Genomic DNA, 22,520 nt, shown 5'->3' on the forward strand with positions numbered 1-22,520 from the left:
TCAGCGGCCCGTCGGGAGCCAGAATCGGAAGCCGTCGATGTCGGCGTCGATCGTGTAATGCGCCGCGACGAACGTGTTCAGTCCGCCGAAGTAGGCCTGGTCGGGCGGACAGGGCGCGGATATCCCGCACACGTCGGGCGCCTCGACGATGAGCGCGGGCGGGTCGGCCTCGATGTCGCGCCGATAGCGCTCCGGCAGATCGCCGTAGCCGACCGCGACCGGGAGCAGATAGGTGATCGGCGTCACCGAGGTCCGGTCGGCCGCCGACAGGATCCACGTCTCCGCTCCGTGCACGAGCACGCGCTGGTCGGCATCCGTGTGGGCGTCGACGTAGTCGACGATCGCGTTCTGATACGAGCCGGCGACGAACACCCCGTTCGACAGCATGGCGCGCACCCGGTCGTACGCGGCGACGCCCGTGGAGCCGAAGACGACGGCGAGCGCGAGCACGGCGACCGCGCTCGACGCGAGAGCCTTGCGATCGGGCCGCGTCGGGGCGACTCCTCGATTGCCGCTCCACGCGATCAGCGGCAGGACGGCGAGCGCGGCGAGCGCCGTCACGGCGTAGTGGACGTACGCGCGATGCGCGACGAGCTGCGACGCCGCATCCGCGAGGAACGCGAGCGCGATGACGGCGAAAACCGTGGATCCCGCGAGCCCTGCCCCGTCGCGAGCGGCGAGCCGGCGTCGCACCCCTCCGACGACGACGACCGCGGTGAGGACGGCGATCCCCGCTATCCCCGACGGGGTGAAGATCAGCGACTGGACGAACGTCGAGATCGCACCCGCGCGTGTCCCGACGTCCTGCGCCGAGTACGCGACGCTGTACCCCACGTACTCGTCGATCATGGCCGGGAGCGCGTGCCGGGCGCCGAGCCAGACGAGCACCGGCGCGACGATCGCCGCACCGGTCGCGACGAGCGCGATCGCGAAGCGGATGCGCGCGGGGCGTCGGATCCGGACGAGGAGGACGAGGATGACGACGCCGATGCCGATGCCGTTGTTCACGCGCGTGAGCGCGGCGAACGCGGCGGCGAGGCCGAGAACGACCCCGAGCCCGACCGCCGGTCCGGGCGGGAGCGTGCGTCCGCGTCGGAGCAGCGCGACGGCGGTGAGCGAGTACGCGACCAGTTGGAGCGGGAAGAGCCACGTCTCGGTGAAGTTGCCGCCCTCGTAGGTCCCCACGTACGACGCGCCGACGAGCACGATGCCGATGCAGATCGGGGCCGCCCCGAGCACGCGACGCCAGATCGCCGCCAGGGCGACGAGGCCCGCGAGCAGCCACAGCGCCTCGAGCACGATGACGCCGCGGATGCCGAGTCCGGTGCTCCACGCGAGCGCGTTGACCAGGTACGTGATCGGGCCCTTGTGATCCCACGAGTCGACGTAGGGCATGCCGCCCATGACCATGACCCGACCCGTGTACGTGAACACCCCGGAGTCCCGCGTGATGACTCCCGCGACCGCGAGCGGCAGATACGCGACGACGACGACCGCGAGAGCGACGACGAGCGGAGGGACCAGCCCGACCCACGTCGTCCGAGGACGGGTCCAGACGGGCGTGATGTCGACCCGCCACAGCTCTCCCAGAGCGCCGGCCACGAACCGGACGAGTCGCGACGACGGCAGCAGACGCGACCGCCCGCCGCCCCACATCGTCCCGGTCGGCCCGGTGCCGCGCCGGGGGATGCTCGTCACCGCCACGTGCTCGACCGAGAAGCCGTGCGCCGACTCGGCGATCGAGAAGTGGACGTGCGGCACGAGCGCGTCGGCGGGCACGTCGTCGAGGAGTCGGCGGAGCGCCGCCGGGCGGTAGGCGCGCAACGGGGTGTTGATGTCGGGGATGGGCCGGCGGGCGATGACGAGCACCGCGAACCGCAGGATGAGGCTGATCGCCCGCCGGAACCACGGGTCGGTCCGGTCGTGCCGCACACCGTGGACGCAATCGGCGCCGCTCGACTCGAGCGCCGCGATCACGCGCACGATGTCGCGACCGTGGAACTGGCCGTCGCCGTCGACGTGCACGATCACGTCGGCGCCCTCGCCGAGGCCCAGGCGATAGCTCGCGAGCGCCGTGGGGCCGTGCCCGCGGTTCTCATCGGCCGTCACGACGGTCACCGTGTCGTCGCCGAGGGCTCGCACGGCCTCTGCGGTCCCGTCCGTGGACCGGTCGTCCACGATGGCGAACCGAACCGTCCGGCCGGCGGCCGACGCGGCATCGCGGATGTCGTCGATGAACCCCGGAAGCCCCTCGGCCTCGTTGTACGCGGGCATGACGACGACGACTCTCGTGTCCGTCACGAACTCCCCCTTCGCGCGGCGGCCCGCTGTCGGCGTCCACAGGCCCCTAACATTAGCTCGACATGATCCCCCGTCCCCGACTCCCGAGCATCGTCGGCGTCGGTGGTCGTTTCCTCATCGCGGGCGCCGTGAGCACCGCGATCGAGGTGGCATCCTTCAACCTGTTCCTCTGGCTCGGCTGGCCCCTCCTCGCGGCGAAGGTGACGGCGTCGCTCATCGCGCTCGTCAACTCCTACCTGAGCAATCGGGAGTGGACCTTCCGCGGCCGCCCGCGCCGGCGCCGCTGGGTGGAGGTCGGCCTGTTCGTCGTCACCAACGGCGTCTGCACCGGCCTGGGCGCCGCGATCGTGTGGCTCGGCGCGGTGATCATCGAGCACCTGACGGGGCGCGCGCCGGCGCCGCTCGCGATCAACCTGGTCAACCTGATCGGGATCGCCGCGGTCGTGCTCGTGCGCTTCGGGGCGTACCACTGGGGCGTGTTCCGGGACGCGCCCCGCCCCGCCCCCGATCGTCCCGTCGACCCCGCGTCGGACTGACCGCGACGCTCAGCAGGTGGCGTGCTCGATCGCGACCGGGGTGTCGCGCACCATCGGCGTGTGGTCGACGACGAGCTCGCCCTCGGGCGCGCTCCCGCCCGCGAACACGACGGACATGATGTGGCTCTGCCCGGGCTTGTTGATGATGTTGAGCCGGATCGCGGGGCGGCCGAGATGGTCGATGCTCGATGCGGCTATCGAGGTGCCGTCGTACCACGCGGAGACGAGCTTCGCACCGACCGGTCCGTAGAACATGATGTCGGTGCCGATCGTGCCCTTCGGGAACCGGCGGCCCGTGTTCACGTACCGCGGCAGCGTCTTCGAGGTCTTCCGGTCGAGCGTGTTCGCGAACGTGAGCATCGTCGTGTAGGTCGGCGTCGCCTGGCAGGTGTCGGCGGTCGCCGTGATGGCCATGTCGGTGTAGTAGCTCAGCTTGGCCATCGTCAGGTCGTTGATGTACACGCCGACCGCCGTCTGCTGGGCGTTGTCGGCCGGCAGCTCGCCCAGCACGGGGAGGCCGGCGAGCGCGGCCTCCTGGGTCGCATCGTCCGGGGCGTACAGGATGCGGCGCTCGGCCGCCGCGCGCCCGATCGCGTCGGCGAATCCGACGAGGTCGAACGAGCCCGACGCGATCTTGTCGAACACGCTGCTCGCGGCAGCGGCGAAGTACTCGTCCTGCTCGGCGTTGTCCGGGTACTTCGCGTAGACGTCGCTCAGCAGCACCTTGACGGCGTTGTCCGCGGTGAGCTCGGTGCCGTCCGGCAGCGTCACCGGGCCGGTGGACCCGATGATGTACGAGAGCGCGATGGGGTCGACCGAGAGGACGGCGTCGACCTTGCCGCCGAAGCGGTCGGTCCAGTACGCGCGGGCGATCGTCGCGGACTCGGCGAAGTCGGGCATCGACGTCATGTCCTGCACGAACCGCGCGACCTTGTCGGTGTACAGGCCCACGACCGCCGGGTCGAGCGGGACGATCGGCTCCGCGCGGTTGTTCTCGAAGTCGCTGCTGCTCGCCTGCGCGGTGATCGTGATGCGCCCGGCATCCGCGGTGATGAGGGTCAGCGCGGACGTCACGCCGCCCGCGCCGCGGGCCTCCGCGTTGTTCTGCGACACGAGCAGATAGGTGCGCGGCCCGCTCGCCCCGAGCGCGTCCGGGAGCGCGGGCATGATGCGGCCGACGCGGCTCATCGCCGGCTCGACGTCGTTCACGATCGACCGGATCTGCTCGATCGGGCCGGCCACGCGCCCGAGCACGCGATCCGTGTCGACGGAGTCGAGCTCCGCGCGCGCCGCCCGGAACGCCCCCGCGGCGTGCTGCACCTCGGGGATGTAGGAGGAGAGCGTCGCGAGGTCGAACCTCCCGTCGGTCGGCCGCAGCGAGGCGAGGTCGACCCGGCTCAGCGGCACGAGGGCGCCGTCGGCGAGCGAATCGGCCGCGCCGGCTGCGGCGCCGATCGCGTGGAAGGTCTCCCCGACGAACGGGAGCGCCTCGGCGGCGTGCCAGACGAGCGAATCGGTGGCGTCGTGCGCCTTCCGCGCGTGCGCGGCGAGCTCCGCGGTGCTCGTGGCGAGCCCGGCGGTGTCCTGCGTCTGGAACTGCTTCTGCACGGTGCCGATGATCGGCAGCGCCGAGGTGAGCTCGCGCTGCGCCGTGAACGCGCCGAGGCCGAGCACGACGACGGCCGCGAGCAGCGCCGCCGACAGCACGCCGAACACGGACCACGAGACGATGCGCCGCGTCCGCGTCCGCGGCGCGCGGCGGCGCGATCCCGATTCCGTCATCTCGCTCCGATCGCGCGCGGCCCCCGCCGGCGGGCACCGTCCGGCGCGCGGGCCCGGCCGTCGCCCACCCGCGTGATCATGATCGCACAGTGACCGGCCATGTCCCTCCGCCGGGGGACGCCGTGATGACGCCCCCTCGATCAGGGGCGTTCGCCGATTCCTCAGCCCTCCGGTACCCTGGCGCGGGAATGGCTCGCGGTGCTCGCGGGCGGGCCGAGGCAGTTCGCAGGGCGCGGCTCCGATCGACAGATGAGGACGTTCGTGACCACTTCCGCGCGTCGCTCGGTCGCGATCATCGGCACGCGCGGATACCCCAGCTACTACGGCGGGTTCGAGACGGCGGTGCGCTGGATCGCCCCGTTCCTCGTCGACCAGGGCTGGGACGTGACCGTGTACAGCCGGCCCGGGGACACCGTGCCCGACGACCCGTCGCGCGATGCCCGGGTGCTCTCCCGGACCACCCGGGGCATCGACACGCGCTCGCTCAGCACGCCGAGCTTCGGATTCACGTCGGCCCTGGACGCCGCGTGGCGGCGGCCCGACGTCGCGCTCGTGATGAACGTCGCGAACGGGTTCTGGCTGCCGCTGCTCGGCGCGCGCGGCGTGCCGAGCGTCGTGAACGTCGACGGCATCGAGTGGGAGCGCGACAAGTGGAGTGCGGCGGGGCGCGCCGTCTTCCGGGCGGGCGCCCGGCTCACCGCCAGGCACGCGACACGGCTCATCGTGGACGCGCAGGCGATCGGCGAGCGCTGGCGCCGCGAGTTCGGCGTGACGGGCGCCTACATCCCGTACGGAGCCGAGGAGCCGCCCGAGCTGCCCGTCGAGCCGGGACTCGAGCACCGGCGCTACGCGCTCGCGATCGCGCGCTTCGTGCCGGAGAACACCGTCGCCGAGTTCCTCACCGCGGCCGAGCTGCTGGCCGACCGTCACCCCGTGGTCATCGTGGGCTCCTCGGGCTACGGCGGCGAGCTCGACGCGAGGGCGGCGGCGATCGCCCGGCGCAACCCGCTCGTGCGCTGGCTCGGGCACGTGCAGGACGACGCGCGACTGCACGCGCTCTGGCAGCACGCCGGCGCCTACTTCCACGGTCACAGCGTCGGGGGCACGAACCCGGCGCTCGTGCAGGCCATGGCGTGCGGCGCGCCCATCGTGGCACGCGACACGGTGTACAACCGCGAGGTGCTCGGCGACGCGGCGGCGGTCTTCACGTCGCCCGAGCCGGAGGCGATCGCCGCCGCCGTCACCGAGCTGCTCTCCTCCCCCGAGCGGCAGTCCGCCGTGAGCGCGGCGGCCGCCGAGCGCGCCCGCGCCCGGTACTCCTGGGCGTCGGTCGGCCGGGCGTACGAGGGCGTGCTCCTCGAGGCGATCGACGCGCGCGCCGCGCGCACGCCCGCGAGGGGGCGCTGAATGGGCCTCCGCTCCCGGCTCATCGACGACCAGCGCGATCGCCTCGCCGCGGCCGGCAGCGACCGGTGGCGGATCGTCAGCGCCCAGCTCGCGGCGAAGGTCGGGCCCATGGCCGTGCGCGGCGCGCTGCTGCGGCCGCGCCTCGGCTCCAGCGCCGGCCTGCCGCTCATCGGGCGCGGGGTCCGGGTGCGCAACCCGCACCTCGTGCACGTGGGCCGCGACCTCGTCGTCGAGGACTACGCCGAGATCCAGGGACTCAGCCGGGACGGCATCCGTCTCGGCGATCGCGTCTCGATCGGCAGCGGCACCCTCATCCGGCCGAGCGGCTACTACTCGCGCGCGGTCGGCGTCGGTCTCGTCATGGGGGACGACAGCAGCCTCTCCCCGGGCTGCTACATCGGCTGCTCCGGGGGCATCAGCATCGGACGCGAGACGATGGTCGGCCCCGGAACGCGCCTGTTCGCCGAGGACCACGTGCACGACGCGGCCGACGCGAGCATCCGCTCGCAGGGCGTCGCCTGGGGTCCGATCGTCATCGGCGACGGATGCTGGCTCGCGAGCGGCGTCACGGTGACGGCCGGCGTGACGATCGGCGACGGCGCGGTCGTCGCCGCGGGCGCGGTGGTCACCCGCGATGTGCCCGCAGGGGCGGTCTGGGGCGGCATCCCGGCCCGTCCGCTCCGGCCCCGGGACGCCCCGTGAGCGGGCGTCGCCGGGTGATCGTCGTGCACCCCTCGGACGAGATGTACGGCGCCGACCGGGTGCTGCTCGAGAGCCTGCGCACGGCACCCGACGACGTCGACCTCGAGGTCTGGTTGCCGACCGACGTCGACTATCCGCAGCACGAGCTCTCGGCGGAGCTCGCGCGCCGGGGCATCGCGGTGCGACGGATGCCGCTGCCGGTGCTGCGGCGAGCGTACCTGCGACCGCGGCGGCTGCCCGGGCTCGCGCTGCGCGCCGTCGTCGCGGGCGCGCGGCTCCTGTGGCGCCGCCCGCAGCTCGTCTACCTGAACACCGCGGCGTGCGCCGCGCTCGCCCCGTTCGGCCGCCTGGCGGGCGCGCGCGTCGTGCTGCACCTGCACGAGTACATCGACGGCCGGGCGCGCGTCGTGCTCCCGTTCGTCGCCGCTGCGCACCGGATCATCGCGGTCAGCCACGCGGTCACGGTTCCGCTGTCGCCGCGCGCGCGACGACGCACGCGCGTCGTGCACAACGGCTTCGACCTGCCCGCGCCGAGCCCGCTCCCGGGGTTCGCCGACGGCATCCGTCTCATCGTCGCGAGCCGCTGGAACACCTGGAAGGGCCATCGCACGCTGCTGGCCGCCTGGGCGCGGGTCGACCGCTGCGACCTGCGGCTCACCGTGCTCGGCGCGCCGCCGCTCAGCGGCAACTCGGTCGACGTGGCGCGGCTCGCCGGCGCCACGCCCGGCAACGACCGCATCGTGATCGCGGGTCAGACCGTCGACGTCCGCGCTCACCTCGACACCGCTCACGCCGTGGTCGTTCCGAGCGAGCGGCCGGACCCGCTGCCGACGATCGCGATCGAGGCGCTCGCCGCCGGTCGCGCTATCATCGGCAGCGACAGCGGCGGGCTCGTCGAGATCGTCGGCGCCGACGGCATCCTCGTGCCCACGGGCGACGTCGCGGCGTGGGCCGCGGCGCTGAGCGGGATCGACGAGGCACGGCTGCGGCTCGCGGCATCCGGCTCGCGGGCGCGCTTCGAGGCCGAGTTCTCGCGCGAGACGTTCGACGACCACATCCGCGGGATCCTCTGGACCGAGGGACGCGCATGACCGCCGCCCCGCTCGCCTTCGCGCGCCCCGAGCTCGACCGGCGCACGCGCGCGATCACGCTCGCGCTCATCGGGATCGTGCTCCTGAGCTCCTTCCTCGGCCGCTACGACGTCGTCGTGCTCGGGTTCCGCGTGCGGATCGAGCAGATCACGCCGCTCATGCTCGCGGCGTGGCTGGTCGGGCATCCCGCGCTGCGGGGGTCGTTCCTGCGCGCCGCGCGGCATCCCGTCGTGCTCGTGTTCGCCGTCTTCATCGGGTGGAACGTGATCAGCACGCTGCTGTTCTCGCCCGACTACGTCTGGAGCGCGTCGATCCTCGCCTGGCTCGTGATCGACATCGTGCTGCTCACCGCCGTCATGACGCTGCGGGACGGCGCCCGGTTCCTGGCGCGCGCGGGCGCCGCGAGCACCGCGCCGTGGGCGCTGCTCGGCCTCGGCGCGTTCGCGATCGCCAACCTCACCCGTGGCGCCGTGCCGTTCGGCACCGACTTCGACTGGCTCTACGAGATCTACGTCGCCCGCGTGACGGCGATCGAGGCGAACATCTACGCCACCATCCTCATCCTGTGGGCGCTCGTCGCGACGACCATGATCGCGCGCGGCTGGCGCGCCGTGCTGCCGGTCGCGGTGCTCGTGCCGCTCGGGCTCATCGCCTCGCAGACCCGCACGTCGGTGTTCAGCATGCTCGTCGGCCTCGGCGTGTTCGCGCTCGCGACGCTCGTGCGGGATCGGCGGACGCCGCGCGCGGCCGGCCGCCGCGTGCTCCCCGCCGCGGTCGTCGCGGCGGCGCTCCTCGTCTCGTTCGCGCTCGTAACGCTCATCCCGTCGACGGGCACGGGTCGCGACGCGCCCGTGCCCACCGCGACCGCGGGGGCGACGCCGACCCCGACGTACGTTCCCGACCCGACCGACCCGGAGACGCAGAACAAGCTCGGGGACATCGACCTGCGCGGCGGCACGATCGGCTTCCGGATCACGGTCGCCGAGATCGCCGCGCAGGACATCACGGGCGTGCACCTCTGGTTCGGGAACGGCACGAACACCTTCGGCATCCGTCACGAGCAGCCCGGCACGCCGGGCGTGAGCGGGCACATCATCATGCTGCCCGTGCAGGTGCTCTACGACGGCGGCGTCGTCGGGCTCGTGCTGCTCGTCGCCCTGTTCGGGACCGTGATCGCCGCCTCGCCGCGGCGGCGGCTGCCCGCGGTGCTCGGAGTGCTCGCCTCGTACGCGATCTCGACGGCGCTCACGAGCATGTTCTGGTTCGCGGCCACCTGGATCCTGCTCGCCGTGCTGCTGCGCCCGGTCGACGACCTCGACGCGGACGGCGATGCCGGACGCTGACGGCGCGCGGCCGCACCGCGGCCGCAGCGTCGTCCTGCTCGCGGGCGCCTCCGCGCTCTCCGCGCTCTCCCCGCTGCTCGCGCTGCCGCTCGTGGCCCGCACCGCCGGACCCGAGGCGTTCGCGAACATCGCCACGGGCCAGGCGCTCGGCACTCTCGCGGCCACGGTGATCGCGTTCGGCTGGGCCATCCGCGGACCCGTGCTGCTCGCGCGCAGCGATCGGCCGACGCACGTGCTCGCCGCGAGCCTGCTCGCGCGCGCGCTCATCGCGCTCGTCGCGCTGCCCGCCGTCGCCGTTCTCGCCGTGCTCGCCACCGTCGACGGCCACGCGCCGCTGACCGCGCTCTCCGCGGTCGCCTTCGCCCTCCCCGGCTTCTCGCTCGCCTGGTACGCCGTGGGCGTCGGGGACGCGCGCATCTCCCTCGCGTTCGACGCGCTGCCCCGGCTCGTCGCGAACGTCGCCGGCGCGTCGCTCGCCACCGCGTTCGACGACGTCTCGTGGTACCCGGCGACGATCCTCGTGGTCTCGCTGAGCGCGACGGCGGCCGGCGCGTTCGCCCTGATGCGCGGCCGGCGGCCCGCGCTCGCCGCGGCCTGGGGGGACGCGCTCGGCTCGTTCCGGGTCACGGGGCGCACGGCGCTCACCTCGGCGCTCCTCACCGTGACCGAGACGGCGCCGCTCACCGCTCTCGGGCTCGCCGGCTCGCCGGTCGCGATCGCCTTCGCGCCGTTCGATCGCGTGCTGAAGTACGGCTACATCGCCGTCTACATGGTCGCCGGGTCGTTCCAGGGCTGGGTCTCGTCCGCGTCCGGCGCGCTCGCGCGACGACGGATGCGCGCGGCCGTCGGCGGGCACGCGGCCCTCGGCGCGGTGCTCGGCCTCGGTTTCGCCGTGCTCGGACCCGTCGCGGTCCCCGTCGTCCTCGGCCCGGAGTTCGGGCTCACCGCCGGCACCGCCGCGGCCGGCGGCGTCGCGCTCGCGCTCATGACGGTGACGACCGCGACCGGACTGTGCGTGCTCGTGCCGACCGGGCGCGACCGCCTCTACGCGGCGAGCGTCACGGTCGGCGCGCTCATCGTCATCCCGGCCGTGCTGCTCGGAGCGGGTGTCGCGGGCGTGACCGGCGCCGCGGCCGGCATCGCGCTCGCTCAGCTCGTCGTGTGCGCGACCATGCTGGGCGGCCTGCTCGTTCGCCGACCGCCCGTCGGGATCACAGCGCGCCCGCGACGCTGAGCAGCACCCACACCCCGGTGAAGACGACGCCGAGCACCACGGCGCCCCACAGCCGGCTCGTGACCACGACGAGCGCGGCGCTCCCGAGTCCGAGCACGACGACGAGCAGCACCGGCATCCGCAGCACGCCGGCGCTCGCGAACAGGGCCAGGCCGACGGATGCCGCCGTGCTCAGCAGCACCGCGGCCGTCTTCGCGAGCCAGGCCCACGCTCCCCAGCGGCGCACGACCGCGAACACCGCGACGAGCAGCGCCCCGTCGAGGAAGACCTGCTGCAGCAGCGCGACGCCGATCGGGAGCGCGATGCCGACGATGAGCCAGCGCGGCGACAGCGCGTCGTAGGCGGGCCACGGATCGGCCTGGCCGGCGGCCACGACGAGGGCGCCGCCGACGAACGGCAGCGCCACGCCGAGCAGGAGCCCCCAGCAGATGTCCCGGCCGGTGACGGCGAGCACGCCCCGGGGCGCGGAGCGCCGCAGCAGCACGACCGCCACGAGGCCGACGACGGCCGTCACGGCCGCGCTCGCGAGGCTCCAGCCGAACTCTCCCCCGACGAGCGCTCCGATCACGAGGCCGAGGACGGCCGCCGCGACGAGCGCCACGAGCGCCGTCACGAGCCGCTGCCAGTGCCAGCCGCGCAGCGAGCTGCTTCCGGGGCGCCACGCGGTCCAGGGGCGACTCGACGGGGCAGCGCCGGAGTCCCGCTCGGTCGTGTTCGTCACCGGGCCACTCTATCGTCCGCCGCCGGAACGCCGAGGGGCCCGCAGCGTGCGCTGCGGGCCCCTCGGGTGCTCCCTTCGACGGCGTCGATCCGGCGCTGAAGCGCCTGCTCGGCCGTCGAGAGAACGGGGTGTTACTTGATGATCTTCGTGACCGTGCCGGCGCCGACCGTGCGGCCGCCCTCGCGGATGGCGAAGCCGAGGCCCTCCTCCATGGCGATCGGCTGGATGAGCTCGACCGTCATGTCGGTGGTGTCGCCGGGCATGACCATCTCGGTGCCCTCGGGCAGCGAGATGACGCCGGTGACATCCGTGGTGCGGAAGTAGAACTGCGGACGGTAGTTCGCGTAGAACGGGTTGTGACGGCCGCCCTCGTCCTTCGACAGGATGTACGCGGTGCCCTCGAAGTCGGTGTGCGGCGTGACCGAACCCGGCTTGATGACGACCTGGCCGCGCTCGACGTCCTCGCGCTTCGTGCCGCGGAGCAGCAGACCGCAGTTCTCGCCGGCCCAGGCCTCGTCGAGCTGCTTGTGGAACATCTCGATGCCCGTGACGGTCGTCTTCTGCGTCGGGCGGATGCCGACGATCTCGACGTCCGAGTTGATCGCGAGCGTGCCGCGCTCGGCGCGACCCGTCACGACCGTGCCACGGCCGGTGATCGTGAAGACGTCCTCGATGGGCATGAGGAACGGCTTGTCCTTGTCGCGCACCGGGTCGGGGATCGACTCGTCGACGGCGTCCATGAGGTCGAGGACCGACTGCGTCCAGGTCGGGTCGCCCTCGAGCGCCTTGAGGCCCGAGACGCGCACGACGGGCGCGTTGTCGCCGTCGAAGCCCTGCGAGCTGAGCAGCTCGCGCACCTCGAGCTCGACGAGCTCGAGGATCTCCTCGTCGTCGACCATGTCGCTCTTGTTGAGCGCCACGAGCAGGTACGGCACGCCGACCTGCTTCGCGAGCAGCACGTGCTCGCGGGTCTGCGCCATCGGGCCGTCGGTCGCCGCGACCACGAGGATCGCGCCGTCCATCTGAGCGGCACCGGTGATCATGTTCTTGATGTAGTCGGCGTGACCCGGGGCGTCGACGTGCGCGTAGTGGCGCTTCGGCGTCTCGTACTCGACGTGCGAGATGTTGATCGTGATGCCGCGCTGACGCTCCTCGGGAGCCGAGTCGATCGACGCGAAGTCGCGCTGGACGTTGGTCGCCGACGGGTACTTGTCGGCGAGCACCTTCGAGATCGCCGCGGTGAGCGTCGTCTTGCCGTGGTCGACGTGACCGATCGTTCCGATGTTCACGTGCGGCTTGGTCCGCTCGAACTTGGCCTTAGCCACTGTGTCCTCCTCAGGACTTCTCTGGGCCTCCGGATGGTTTCCGGATGCTCGGGGGTTTGTTTTGGTTCTCGGGCTGAACGCCGCGCGACGACCCGCAGTCAGCGGGCCACCGCTCGATGTTAGTCGCCCTTGCTCTTGAGCACGATCTCGTCGGCGACGTTCTTCGGGACCTCGTTGTAGGTCTCGAACGTCATCGAGTAGACCGCGCGGCCACTGGTCTTCGACCGCAGGTCGCCGACGTAGCCGAACATCTCGGACAGCGGAACGTGCGCGCGCACGACCTTGACGCCGGTGGCATCCTCCATCGACTGGATCTGGCCGCGGCGCGAGTTCAGGTCGCCGATGACGTCGCCCATGTACTCCTCGGGCGTGCGCACCTCGACGGCCATGATCGGCTCGAGCAGCACGGGCTGCGCCTTGCGGGCGGCCTCCTTGTACGCCATCGATCCGGCGATCTTGAACGCCATCTCCGAGGAGTCGACGTCGTGCGCGGCGCCGTCGACGAGCGTCGCCTTGACGCCCACCGTCGGGTAGCCGGCGAGCACGCCGACCTGCATGGCGTCCTGGATGCCGGCGTCGACCGACGGGATGTACTCGCGCGGCACGCGGCCACCGGTCACGGCGTTGACGAACTCGTACGTCGTCTCCGCGGTGACCTCGAGCGGCTCGAGCGAGATCTGCACCTTCGCGAACTGTCCGGATCCACCGGTCTGCTTCTTGTGGGTGTAGTCGTACTTCTCGATCGTGCGGCGAATCGTCTCGCGGAAGGCGACCTGCGGCTTGCCGACGTTCGCCTCGACGTTGAACTCGCGCTTCATCCGGTCGACCAGGATGTCGAGGTGGAGCTCGCCCATGCCCTTGATGATGGTCTGGCCGGTCTCCTGGTTGTGCTCCGTGCGGAAGGTCGGGTCCTCCTCGGCGAGCTTCTGGATCGCGGTGCCCAGCTTCTCCTGGTCGGCCTTCGTCTTCGGCTCGATCGCGACCTCGATGACGGGCTCGGGGAACGTCATCGACTCGAGGATGACCTGCGCGCCCGGGTCGCTCAGGGTGTCACCGGTGGTGGTGTCCTTGAGGCCGATGACCGCGTAGATGTGACCGGCGGTGACGCCGTCGACCGGGTTCTCCTTGTTGGCGTGCATCTGGAAGATCTTCCCGATGCGCTCCTTCTTGCCCTTCGTCGAGTTGATCACCTGCGCGCCCGAGTCGAGCTTGCCCGAGTAGACGCGGATGTAGGTGAGGCGACCGAAGAACGGGTGCGTCATGATCTTGAACGCGAGCGCGGAGAACGGCTCGTTGGCGTCGGCGTGACGCTCGATGACCTTCTCCTCGTCACGGATGTCGTGGCCCTCGATGGCGGGCATGTCGAGCGGCGACGGCAGGTAGTCCACGACCGCGTCGAGCATGGGCTGCACGCCGCGGTTCTTGAACGCCGACCCGCACAGCACCGGGTAGAGCTCGCTCGCGATCGTCAGCTTGCGGATCGCGGCCTTGATCTCCGCGACCGTGAGCTCCTCGCCGCCGAAGTACTTCTCGAGCAGCACGTCGTCGCTCTCGGCGACGGTCTCGAGCAGCACCTGGCGGTACTCGTTCGCCTTCTCGACGAGGTCGGCGGGGATCTCCTCGATGGCGTACTCGGCGCCCATCTTCACGTCGCCCTTGGCGTCTCCGCGCCAGGTGAGCGCGCGCATCTCGACGAGGTCGACGACGCCCTCGAAGGACGACTCGGCGCCGATCGGCAGCTGGATGACGAGCGGCTTCGCGCCGAGGCGCTTCACGATCGTGTCGACGGTGAAGTAGAAGTCCGCGCCGAGCTTGTCCATCTTGTTGACGAAGCAGATGCGGGGCACGTCGTACTTGTCGGCCTGACGCCACACGGTCTCCGACTGGGGCTCGACGCCCTCCTTGCCGTCGAAGACGGCGACCGCGCCGTCGAGGACGCGAAGGTTGCGCTCGACCTCGACCGTGAAGTCGACGTGACCGGGGGTGTCGATGATGTTGAGCTGGATGTTGTTCCAGAAGCACGTCGTCGCGGCGGACGTGATGGTGATGCCGCGCTCCTGCTCCTGCGCCATCCAGTCCATCGTCGCGGCACCGTCGTGCACCTCACCGATCTTGTGGGTGATGCCGGTGTAGAACAGGATGCGCTCGGTCGTCGTGGTCTTGCCGGCATCGATGTGCGCCATGATGCCGAAGTTGCGGACCTTCGTGAGGTCGGTGAGCACGTCTTGGGGTGCCACGGGGTTCCTTATCTGTAGAACAAGTCGCTGGCCGAGCAGCGGCGGAGCCGCGTATCGAAGCCCGGCCGGAGCCGGGCCTCGATACGGCGCTGGCGCGCCTGCTCGGCCAGCGGAGGTGGTGTGAATTACCAGCGGTAGTGAGCGAACGCGCGGTTCGACTCGGCCATCTTGTGGGTGTCCTCGCGGCGCTTGACCGCGGCGCCGAGACCGTTCGACGCGTCGAGGATCTCGTTGGTGAGACGCTCGGTCATCGTCTTCTCGCGACGGCCCTTGGCGTACGACGTCAGCCAGCGCAGCGCGAGCGTGTTCGCACGGTGCGGCTTGACCTCGACGGGCACCTGGTAGGTCGAGCCGCCGACGCGGCGGCTCTTGACCTCGATGGTGGGGCGCACGTTGTCGAGCGCCTTCTTGAGAACCGTCACGGCATCCTGTCCGGACTTCGACGCGACGCCCTCGAGCGCACCGTAGACGATGCGCTGGGCGAGGTCCTTCTTGCCATCGAGCAGGATCTTGTTGACGAGCTGGCTGACGACCGGGGCGTTGTAGACCGGGTCGGCGACGACGGGGCGCTTGGGCGCGGGTCCTTTACGAGGCATTACTTCTTGTCCAACTTCGCTCCGTAGCGGCTGCGTGCCTGCTTGCGGTTCTTCACGGCCTGGGTGTCGAGCGCGCCGCGCACGATCTTGTAGCGGACGCCGGGGAGGTCCTTCACACGACCGCCGCGCACGAGCACCATCGAGTGCTCCTGCAGGTTGTGGCCCTCGCCCGGGATGTAGGCGGTGACCTCGGTGCCGTTGGACAGCTTCACGCGAGCGACCTTGCGCAGGGCCGAGTTCGGCTTCTTCGGGGTCGTCGTGTAGACGCGCGTGCAGACGCCGCGCTGCTGCGGGTTGGCCTTCAGGGCGGGGGCCTTGGTCTTGTCGACCTTCGGCGCACGTCCCTTCCGCACCAACTGCTGAATGGTGGGCATGTTGCTCCTTGTTGTGCTGCACGGTGACAGCGGGGTGATGGTCAGCATTCGCCGCATCCGTTGTTACGGGATGTGTCGAGTTCATCTGGACCGGTCGGATCCTGACGGATGATTGACCGGTATGCCGTGGGGGACGCCCGGCGGACGGCCCTTCTGCGCCTCGCGACGCGGTGCGTCTCGCGACGCAGTGCCGCATCCGTTCACCCGCTGTCGGCCCGGATCGCTCCGGGCATGACAGAGGGCGCGCAGCGCGCGCACACCTCATCGAGGATAGTCGCCCGGCGGCGGGGCGCGCAAACGAGGTACGGATGCCGTGCTACGCCGACAGCGGACGGCGCTCAGTCGCGCTGTGCGACACCGCTGCCCGCGACGACGTATCGAGTCGCCGGGCCGGCTCCTTCTTGACGATCAGGCGGGGTTCGCGGCCTCGAACGCGGTGCGCTCGGCGGCGTTGCGGGCGCGCACGGAGCGGCCGCGGCGGGCGATCACCGCGCCCGCCCACAGCGCGATCTCGCGGGCCAGCAGACCGGCCACGATGCTCGTGGGAGCCCCGAGCACCGAGGCGTAGGTCAGGTCGGACCGCCACGCGTAGAGCTCGACGAGTCCGACGAGGTAGCCCGAGCCGAAGTAGACGACGACCGCCACCACGGCGCTCGCGATGATGTGCGCCCACCAGCTCGCGCGGTTGAGCACGAGCACGCTCGCGATCTGCACGACGACGAAGAGCCCGACGGGGATCCAGTAGCCGGGGTTGGCGAGCAGGTCCATCGTGGCGACGCCCGTGATCGCCCGGAACACGATGAGCACCGCGAACGCGAACAGCACCGCGTAGAGCACCGCGCCGAGCACGGTGATGAGCACTCCGAACGCCCGATTGCCGTGCGGCTTCGGCGGCACCGGACGGTCGCGATACACGACCGCCGGAGCCTCGGATGCGCCGGGCGACCCGGTCGCATCCGCTCCGGTCGGCGCGGGTCCGATCGGCACCGTCGGCGCCGTCGGCATCGTCGGCGCGGTAGGCGCCGCAGCCGGTGCTCCCGTCGCCGGTTCTCCCGCCGCCGGATCGCCCGCTGCAGGATGCCCCGTCGCGCGATCCGTCGCTGCGCCCACGGGGTTCGCGTCCGCGGCGGGGTCGGCCGGAGCATCCGCGGCATCCGCGCCGCCCGCAGCGCCCGCGGCATCCGCAGCACCCTCGGCATCCGCAGCACCCGCGTCCGCGCGTCGCACGACGTACTCGTCCGCGGGCAGCGTCGGGGGCTTCACCGGGCCGCCGCCGGGCGGGCGCTTCTTCGCCCGGGAGGCGCGCTCGGCCTCGACCTCGCCCGTGAGGATGTACATCGACGGGTCGCCGGCCGGCAGCTTCTCCGCCGTGGGGACGTCCGCGGGGACCGCCGCGGGGAAGGCCGCGGGGGCGGCCTCGTCGGGCTGTTCGCTGTCCGAGCCGCGGCGTGCCATGCGTTCAGTGTAGGAGGGCCGCCCGCCGCCCCGGCCGAGAACCCCGGGCCGCGCGGGGCGAGCCGCAGAGCCGGTCAGGGCGCCGGCGTGCCGGACGCGTCGGGCGTGGGCGACTGGGTCGGCGCGGGGCCGCCGACGGCGTCGTCCGGCGCCGTCACCGAGGAGTCGATCTCGACGAAGATGTCGCCCGTGACGGTGACCGTGCTGGCGTCGTCGGCGGATGAGATGTTCAGCCCGCCGACGAGGTACAGCCGGTTCGCCTTCTGCAGGTCGCCCATGAGATCGAGCAGGTCGGGGTAGCTGCCGCTCGCCGACAGCGACACCGGGATCGTGACGAGGGTGCCGTCGGGCAGCGCGCTCGCGCCGTCGCCCGTGGCGGTCGCGTCGCTCGGGGCGGCGGATGCGGGGGTGAACACGGTCGGCGCGGTCGGCACGAACGACGTCAGCTTCGCGTCGCGCTTGCCGGCGATGTCGTTGAGCTCGGCGAGGAAGCCCTGGTAGTCGGCGGAGGGCGGGAGCGACTCGCGCAGCTGGTCGAGCTGCGCCGCGACCTGGTCGAGGTTCGCGTAGTCGGCCTTGAGCTTCGCGATGCGCGCCCGCGCCAGGTCGTTCTGCTGCTCCACGGTCGCGCGCTGGGAGTCGGCCGACGAGATCTCGTCGAGGCGCGGCGAGACGCCGAGGAACCAGCCGAGCGCGACGACCGCGATGCTCACGAGCACGGCGCCGAGCACCCACAGTCTGTTGCCGATCACTCGCCGTCTCCCGCCGCGTCAGACCCCGCGTCCCCAGCAGCACCGTCCCCGCCCGCGCCGGCCGCGGCATCCGTCGGCGCGAAGCGCTTGGACAGCGCGCCGTCGCCGATGTGCACGACGAACGTGGACTGGTAGCCGCCGTCCACCGTGGCGACGTTCGTCGGCGTGGCGTCGACGAACCCGGGCAGCGTGGACAGCGCCGTGATCCACGCGACGATGTCGGGCACGTCGCCCGTGGTCGCCGTGAGGGTGACCTCGGCGATGTGCGCGCTGTCGAGCGGCGAGCCGCCCGCGACGATCGGGGTGATGGGCGTCGCCGCGGTGACCGCGACCGACTGCAGGGTCGCGCCGTCCGGCAGGGTGCCGTCGAGCGCGCGGAGGAAGCTCTTCCAGTCGACGTCGAGCGCCGTCACCGTCGCCTGGTCGGCCTGGATGTCGGCCACCTTCGACTGCACGGTCGAGATCTGGGCGTACTGGGCCTGCTCCGCGAGAAGCGTCGCGGTCTGGTTCTGCGCGTCGGCGAGCTTCGTCTGCGCGCCCTGGGCGAGGTACGTCGCGCCGGCGTACCCGCCGGCCACGACGAGCACGATGAGGACGACGAGGGCGATGATGCCGCGTCGCTGGCGGCGGGCGGCGGCCTCGAGCGCGATCTCGGGCGGCAGCAGCGAGGCGCGCGGCGGTGCGCCGACGAGCACGGGTCCGACCCGCTGCAGGTCGCTCATGCCGCCTGCCCCACCGCGAGGCCGAGCGCGACCGTGTGCGACTGCAGCGCGCCGGCCGCCTTCTGCGCCGACTTGGCGACGTCGAAGGTGCTGAGCACGTTCGGCGCCACGACCTGCAGGCGCATGGTGTCGCCGAGCGACTGGGCGAGGCCGGGCAGCTGCGAGCCGCCCCCCGAGAGCAGGATCGCCTGCAGCGGCTGGCCGGGACGTAGCGTCACGTAGTACTGCAGGGTGTTCCGGATGCCGTTGACCAGCTCGTGCACGACCCCGCGGATGACCTCGGCGCCGACGTGCTCGAGCTCGCTCGACGGCGGCGTGAGCCCGAGGCCGCGGGAGGCCTTGAGCGACTCCGCCTGGGCGGACGAGAGCTCGAGCCGCTGCATGAGCGCGCGCGTGATGTCGTCGCCGCCGCTCGGGATCATCCGCACGAACTGGGGCACCCCATCCGCGACGACGACGAGATGGGTGGTCGCCGCTCCGATCTCGACGAGCACGACGGTCGCGCTCGCGATCGGTCCGCGGGCGAGGGCCCGCACGAGCGCGAACGGCACCAGGTCGACGTTGAGGGCGGTGAGCCCGGCCGTCTGCACGGCTTTGACGTTCGCGAGCACCGACTCCTTGATGGCGGCGATGAGCATGCCGTTGACGACCGGTCCGTGCTCGCCGGCGCTCTCGGAGATCGGGTAGAAGTCGAGCAGCGCCTCGCCCACCGGCACCGGCAGCATCTCCTGCACCTGGAACGGCAGCGCCTCACGGATCTGCTGCAGGGTGCCGAGCTTGGGCATCGTGAGGTCGCGCGCGATGACGCGCTGGTTGCCGACGCCGAGCACGACATCCTTCGACTTGAAGCCGCCCTCGCCCCATAGCTTGCGCACCGCGGATGCCACGGTCTGCAGTTCGCGCACGTCGCCCGCCGCGACCGCGCCGTCCGGCAGCGGCACCTCGTGCGCGCGAACGATGGTCGGGCGCGGCTTGTCCGCGTTCTCGAGCTCGACGGCGCGCACCGCGGCGCGACCGATGTCGAGTCCGACGATCGTCTTCGGCATTTCTCGCGTCCCCCCGGCTGCTTACCGAAAGCCTACGGGTTGAGCGCGGATGCGGGCGAACGGTCGCTCGCTACGCCTCCGCGGGCGGGAGGCCGGTGGCGCGCTGCACCAGCCAGGCGACGTCGCGGTCGAGTCCGTCGAGGCGGCGATCGGTCGATTCGAAGCGGGACACCATCTCGGTGCGCAGTGCCTCGTTCTGCTGTCGCACGCCGATGATCTGCTCGTGCACGCCGTCGATGCGGGCGTGCACGCCCCGGATCTGGTCCTGCATCGCATCGAAGCGAGCGTCGATGGTCACGAACCGGGCATCCATCGCCTCGAAGCGAGCGTCGATGGTCACGAACCGGGCATCCATCGCCTCGAACCGAGCGTCGATCGCCTCGAACCGGGCATCCAGCCCCTCGAACCGAGCGTCGATCCGCTCGAACCGAGCGTCGATCCGCTCGAACCGAGCGTCGATCGTGGTGCGCAGACCGTCGATGCTCGTGCGCAGCACGCGCGTGAACGAGGCGGACGTGATGCCGACCACGCTGAACATGACCGCTGCGAACACGCCGATGAGCGTCCACACCTGCGGTTCGGTCATGAGCACCTCCTCATTGTCGCCGGTGGAGGACGAATGTGCCAGGTGCCGACGACACGTGCGGATGCGGTTCCCGCAGCGGTGCGATAGCGCGGCGGCGGGGCGCGGTGGAGGAGCGGATGCGGTGCCCCCGGCCGTGCACCCCGCCGATACGATCGCGTCGGGGGAATCATGATCGAGCTCGGCCTCGCGCTGCCTCGGACGGCGGACGGCCGGGTCAACGGCCGTGCGCTCGCGCGCCGGGGCGGGGTGGTGGCATCCGTCGCGCTCGCTCTCATCGGTGCCGTCGTGGTCGAGCGGGCGGATGCGGGACTGCGCGATCGCTGGCTGCTGGTCGGAATCGCGAGCGCGCTCCCCCTCTACGTGGCCGGGCGCGGCTGGCGGCTGCCGGTGTGGCTGCACGCGATCGCGGCGGCGCTGCCGGTGACCGTGCTGCTCGCCGGACTGGCCGACGGCACGGACGGCGTGGGCCTCGCGCGGGCGGCCCGCTACGGCTACGGCGCGGTGCTGCTGCTCGCGGTGGCGGCGTACGCCCGCACGCCGCGACGTCGGCTGGTGCTGGCGGCCGGCGCGGCGCTCGTGGTGCTCGACCAGTACACGGTGGGCTGGTTCGCGTGGTGGGGCGGCGGCTCGCCGACGAAGCTCATGCTGGGCAGCTTCTACTGGCACAACCAGTTCGGCGCGTTCTGTGCGGCGGGTGTGGCGCTCGGGGTGTTCCTCGCGGCGTTCGGCCGGCGCGTCGTCGCCCTGCTCGGGTTCGTCACGGCGGCGTTCGGCATCGTGGGAACGCTGACCTCCGGTTCCCGCGCGTCCGCGGCCATGGTCCTCGTCGTGCTGGTGATCGCCCTCGCCGCATCCGCGCTGGCGCGGTCGGTGCACGCTGCGCTTCGCCTCGTCGGCGTAGCGGTTCTCGCGCTGGGCCTGGGGTTCGTCATGACGAGCACACTGTTCTTCCCCGTCGCGAGCACGCCCTGGGCCGCGCTGACAGCACGATCCGACGACTGGCAGATGGTCAGCGACACGGGCGCGTTCCGGCTGGACTTCTGGTGGGCGGCGCTGCGGATCGGGGCGTCGCATCCGTTCACGGGCGTCGGACCCTCGCAGTACGGGGAGCATTCGCTCTGCTATTCGCTCGACGCCTACGCATCGAACCCGCACAATGAGTGGCTGCTCGCCTGGGCCGAGACGGGCGTGCTCGGCACCGTGCCGCTGCTCGGGGTGCTCGTGGGCACGATCGTGCTCCTCGCGCGCGGCGCACGCGACGGATGGCGCACCCGCTTCGCCGAGGACCCCGGCCGGTGGGGCGCGCTCGTCGCGCTCGTGCTGCTGGTGGCGCATGCCGGCATGGACTTCGACTGGGCCTGGGGCAGCCTGCCGGGCATGGCGGGGCTCGTCGGCGGCATCGCGGCCGCGCCGGTGGTGCTCCCCCGCGCCGGCGCAGCGCGACGGATGCCTCGGCTCGCGGCGATCACGGCGATCGCGCTCGTCGTGGTGCTGGTCGCGGCGAGCGCGACGGGGCTTCTCGTGGATCCGCGGGCGGCCGATCCCCTGTTGTCGGGCATGGGGTGGTTCACGGGCGCGGTCGACTGCGGCTGACGTTGCGGACAAGGTCGGCGTCGACGGCGCACGCTGTGTAGCGTGATGTGTAAGGAGGTCCCATGGCTACGAACCTTGCGCTCGACCCGAAGCTGATCGATGAGGTGCTCGCCTTGAGTGGCGCCCGCACGAAGAAGGCCGCCGTCACGTTGGCGCTCACGGAGTTCATCGCGCGGCGGGCACGAGCAGACATCGTGTCCACGTTCGGCACACTGGAATGGGATGACTCGTTCGACTACAAGCGGGATCGTCTGTCGGGCGACCATGAGCCGCATAGCGAGCCCTGATGGGCATCCTGGTCGACACGAGCGTCTGGTCGCTGGCATTCCGACGGGATGCGCCGCCCGACCTTCCCGAGGTGCGGATGCTGCGGACCGCACTGGCCGAGGGCGATGAAATCGTGACAACCGGAATGATCCTGCTCGAGTTGCTCCGGGGCTTCGTGCCGGCGGCGGCTCAGGAGACGATCGTGGGCGCGTTCGCCTCATTGACCTTCGTCGAGCCTCGACGGCAGGACTACGTGGCCGCGGCGGCTGTCGGCAACACCTGTCGCCGGGCGGGTGTTCAGATCGGCTCCGTCGATGCACTCATCGCCCAGCTCGCGATCGACGGCGATCACGTGCTGCTGACGACGGACAACGATTTTCGGCTGGCGGCCCGTCACACCGACGTGCGCGTGTGGTCACCGCCGGGTGCAGACGGAATGTCCTGACCCTT

The 22,520-nt window shown here is 71.8% G+C and carries 21 protein-coding genes; 9 read left to right on the forward strand and 12 right to left on the reverse strand.

Annotated features, from left to right (window positions below; genetic code table 11):
- Positions 1-2,301 (reverse strand): glycosyltransferase family 2 protein, encoded by a 2,301-nt coding sequence (locus tag QT381_RS00575; protein WP_289246639.1) that lies wholly within the window; start codon positions 2,299-2,301, stop codon positions 1-3.
- Between the two features lie 62 nt (positions 2,302-2,363).
- On the opposite strand from QT381_RS00575, the gene QT381_RS00580 reads away from it, so the two are divergent.
- Positions 2,364-2,837 (forward strand): GtrA family protein, encoded by a 474-nt coding sequence (locus QT381_RS00580; RefSeq protein ID WP_289246640.1) that lies wholly within the window; start codon positions 2,364-2,366, stop codon positions 2,835-2,837.
- A gap of 9 nt (positions 2,838-2,846) precedes the next feature.
- Here QT381_RS00580 and QT381_RS00585 read toward each other — a convergent pair whose 3' ends face one another.
- On the reverse strand, positions 2,847-4,553 hold the full coding sequence (locus tag QT381_RS00585; RefSeq protein WP_289246641.1) for a DUF4012 domain-containing protein: 1,707 nt from the start codon (positions 4,551-4,553) through the stop codon (positions 2,847-2,849).
- A 327-nt stretch (positions 4,554-4,880) separates the two neighbouring features.
- On the opposite strand from QT381_RS00585, the gene QT381_RS00590 reads away from it, so the two are divergent.
- Genes QT381_RS00590 through QT381_RS00610 form a run of 5 tightly spaced genes read left to right on the forward strand, consistent with a single transcriptional unit; the run spans position 4,881 to position 10,396 of the window.
- Positions 4,881-6,026, forward strand: a complete 1,146-nt coding sequence (locus tag QT381_RS00590; protein ID WP_289246642.1) for a glycosyltransferase — start codon at positions 4,881-4,883, stop codon at positions 6,024-6,026.
- Positions 6,027-6,728 carry an acyltransferase gene (locus QT381_RS00595; protein WP_289246643.1) on the forward strand — a complete coding sequence of 234 codons (702 nt, stop codon included), beginning with the start codon at positions 6,027-6,029 and terminating at the stop codon, positions 6,726-6,728.
- A complete protein-coding gene (locus QT381_RS00600) occupies positions 6,725-7,819 on the forward strand; it encodes a glycosyltransferase family 4 protein (protein ID WP_289246644.1) in 1,095 nt (364 codons plus the stop codon). Before QT381_RS00595 ends, QT381_RS00600 begins: the two co-directional genes overlap by 4 nt.
- Positions 7,816-9,162: an O-antigen ligase family protein gene (locus QT381_RS00605; protein WP_289246646.1), complete on the forward strand. Its 1,347-nt coding sequence runs from the start codon at positions 7,816-7,818 to the stop codon at positions 9,160-9,162. The genes QT381_RS00600 and QT381_RS00605 overlap by 4 nt, the downstream gene beginning before the upstream one ends.
- Positions 9,149-10,396: a hypothetical protein gene (locus tag QT381_RS00610; RefSeq protein ID WP_289246648.1), complete on the forward strand. Its 1,248-nt coding sequence runs from the start codon at positions 9,149-9,151 to the stop codon at positions 10,394-10,396. The genes QT381_RS00605 and QT381_RS00610 overlap by 14 nt, the downstream gene beginning before the upstream one ends.
- Here QT381_RS00610 and QT381_RS00615 read toward each other — a convergent pair.
- From QT381_RS00615 to QT381_RS00660, 10 genes are all read right to left on the reverse strand, one after another.
- A complete protein-coding gene (locus QT381_RS00615) occupies positions 10,374-11,117 on the reverse strand; it encodes a hypothetical protein (protein ID WP_289246649.1) in 744 nt (247 codons plus the stop codon). The genes QT381_RS00610 and QT381_RS00615 overlap by 23 nt on opposite strands.
- A 131-nt stretch (positions 11,118-11,248) precedes the next feature.
- Entirely contained in the window at positions 11,249-12,442 is a 1,194-nt protein-coding gene (tuf, locus tag QT381_RS00620) for an elongation factor Tu (protein WP_289246650.1), read from the reverse strand.
- 119 nt (positions 12,443-12,561) lie between these two features.
- A complete protein-coding gene (fusA, locus tag QT381_RS00625) occupies positions 12,562-14,664 on the reverse strand; it encodes an elongation factor G (protein WP_289246859.1) in 2,103 nt (700 codons plus the stop codon).
- Between the two features lie 140 nt (positions 14,665-14,804).
- Entirely contained in the window at positions 14,805-15,275 is a 471-nt protein-coding gene (gene rpsG / locus QT381_RS00630; RefSeq protein ID WP_289246651.1) for a 30S ribosomal protein S7, read from the reverse strand.
- Positions 15,275-15,649, reverse strand: a complete 375-nt coding sequence (rpsL, locus tag QT381_RS00635) for a 30S ribosomal protein S12 (RefSeq protein ID WP_289246652.1) — start codon at positions 15,647-15,649, stop codon at positions 15,275-15,277. Before rpsL ends, rpsG begins: the two co-directional genes overlap by 1 nt.
- A gap of 408 nt (positions 15,650-16,057) precedes the next feature.
- Positions 16,058-17,104: a hypothetical protein gene (locus tag QT381_RS00640; protein WP_289246653.1), complete on the reverse strand. Its 1,047-nt coding sequence runs from the start codon at positions 17,102-17,104 to the stop codon at positions 16,058-16,060.
- Between the two features lie 74 nt (positions 17,105-17,178).
- Positions 17,179-17,856, reverse strand: coding sequence for a type IV pilus inner membrane component PilO (locus QT381_RS00645; RefSeq protein WP_289246654.1), 678 nt, complete (start codon positions 17,854-17,856; stop codon positions 17,179-17,181).
- Positions 17,853-18,578 (reverse strand): PilN family protein, encoded by a 726-nt coding sequence (locus QT381_RS00650; RefSeq protein ID WP_289246655.1) that lies wholly within the window; start codon positions 18,576-18,578, stop codon positions 17,853-17,855. Before QT381_RS00650 ends, QT381_RS00645 begins: the two co-directional genes overlap by 4 nt.
- Positions 18,575-19,624, reverse strand: a complete 1,050-nt coding sequence (gene pilM, locus QT381_RS00655; RefSeq protein WP_289246656.1) for a type IV pilus assembly protein PilM — start codon at positions 19,622-19,624, stop codon at positions 18,575-18,577. Before pilM ends, QT381_RS00650 begins: the two co-directional genes overlap by 4 nt.
- A gap of 70 nt (positions 19,625-19,694) precedes the next feature.
- Complete coding sequence (locus QT381_RS00660) at positions 19,695-20,210, reverse strand: hypothetical protein (RefSeq protein WP_289246657.1); 516 nt, start codon at positions 20,208-20,210, stop codon at positions 19,695-19,697.
- A gap of 168 nt (positions 20,211-20,378) precedes the next feature.
- On the opposite strand from QT381_RS00660, the gene QT381_RS00665 reads away from it, so the two are divergent.
- The 3 genes from QT381_RS00665 to vapC all read left to right on the forward strand — a co-directional run bounded on the left by QT381_RS00665 (position 20,379) and on the right by vapC (position 22,515).
- Positions 20,379-21,803: an O-antigen ligase family protein gene (locus QT381_RS00665; protein WP_289246658.1), complete on the forward strand. Its 1,425-nt coding sequence runs from the start codon at positions 20,379-20,381 to the stop codon at positions 21,801-21,803.
- 62 nt (positions 21,804-21,865) lie between these two features.
- Complete coding sequence (locus tag QT381_RS00670) at positions 21,866-22,090, forward strand: type II toxin-antitoxin system VapB family antitoxin (protein ID WP_289246659.1); 225 nt, start codon at positions 21,866-21,868, stop codon at positions 22,088-22,090.
- A complete protein-coding gene (vapC, locus tag QT381_RS00675) occupies positions 22,090-22,515 on the forward strand; it encodes a type II toxin-antitoxin system VapC family toxin (RefSeq protein ID WP_289246661.1) in 426 nt (141 codons plus the stop codon). The genes QT381_RS00670 and vapC overlap by 1 nt, the downstream gene beginning before the upstream one ends.
- Positions 22,516-22,520 lie beyond the last annotated feature (5 nt).

The organism is Galbitalea sp. SE-J8, from assembly GCF_030345695.1.
GTDB lineage: Bacteria > Actinomycetota > Actinomycetes > Actinomycetales > Microbacteriaceae > JAUASV01.

Coding starts and splice junctions, on each gene's coding strand:
- QT381_RS00580 (WP_289246640.1), top strand. CDS start 2,364: ATGATCCCCCGTCCCCGACTCCCGAGCATCGTCGGCGTCGGTGGTCGT.
- QT381_RS00595 (WP_289246643.1), top strand. CDS start 6,027: ATGGGCCTCCGCTCCCGGCTCATCGACGACCAGCGCGATCGCCTCGCC.
- QT381_RS00605 (WP_289246646.1), top strand. CDS start 7,816: ATGACCGCCGCCCCGCTCGCCTTCGCGCGCCCCGAGCTCGACCGGCGC.
- QT381_RS00610 (WP_289246648.1), top strand. CDS start 9,149: ATGCCGGACGCTGACGGCGCGCGGCCGCACCGCGGCCGCAGCGTCGTC.
- rpsG (WP_289246651.1), bottom strand. CDS start 15,275: ATGCCTCGTAAAGGACCCGCGCCCAAGCGCCCCGTCGTCGCCGACCCG.
- rpsL (WP_289246652.1), bottom strand. CDS start 15,649: ATGCCCACCATTCAGCAGTTGGTGCGGAAGGGACGTGCGCCGAAGGTC.
- QT381_RS00640 (WP_289246653.1), bottom strand. CDS start 17,104: ATGGCACGCCGCGGCTCGGACAGCGAACAGCCCGACGAGGCCGCCCCC.
- QT381_RS00650 (WP_289246655.1), bottom strand. CDS start 18,578: ATGAGCGACCTGCAGCGGGTCGGACCCGTGCTCGTCGGCGCACCGCCG.
- pilM (WP_289246656.1), bottom strand. CDS start 19,624: ATGCCGAAGACGATCGTCGGACTCGACATCGGTCGCGCCGCGGTGCGC.
- QT381_RS00660 (WP_289246657.1), bottom strand. CDS start 20,210: ATGACCGAACCGCAGGTGTGGACGCTCATCGGCGTGTTCGCAGCGGTC.
- QT381_RS00665 (WP_289246658.1), top strand. CDS start 20,379: ATGATCGAGCTCGGCCTCGCGCTGCCTCGGACGGCGGACGGCCGGGTC.
- QT381_RS00670 (WP_289246659.1), top strand. CDS start 21,866: ATGGCTACGAACCTTGCGCTCGACCCGAAGCTGATCGATGAGGTGCTC.
- vapC (WP_289246661.1), top strand. CDS start 22,090: ATGGGCATCCTGGTCGACACGAGCGTCTGGTCGCTGGCATTCCGACGG.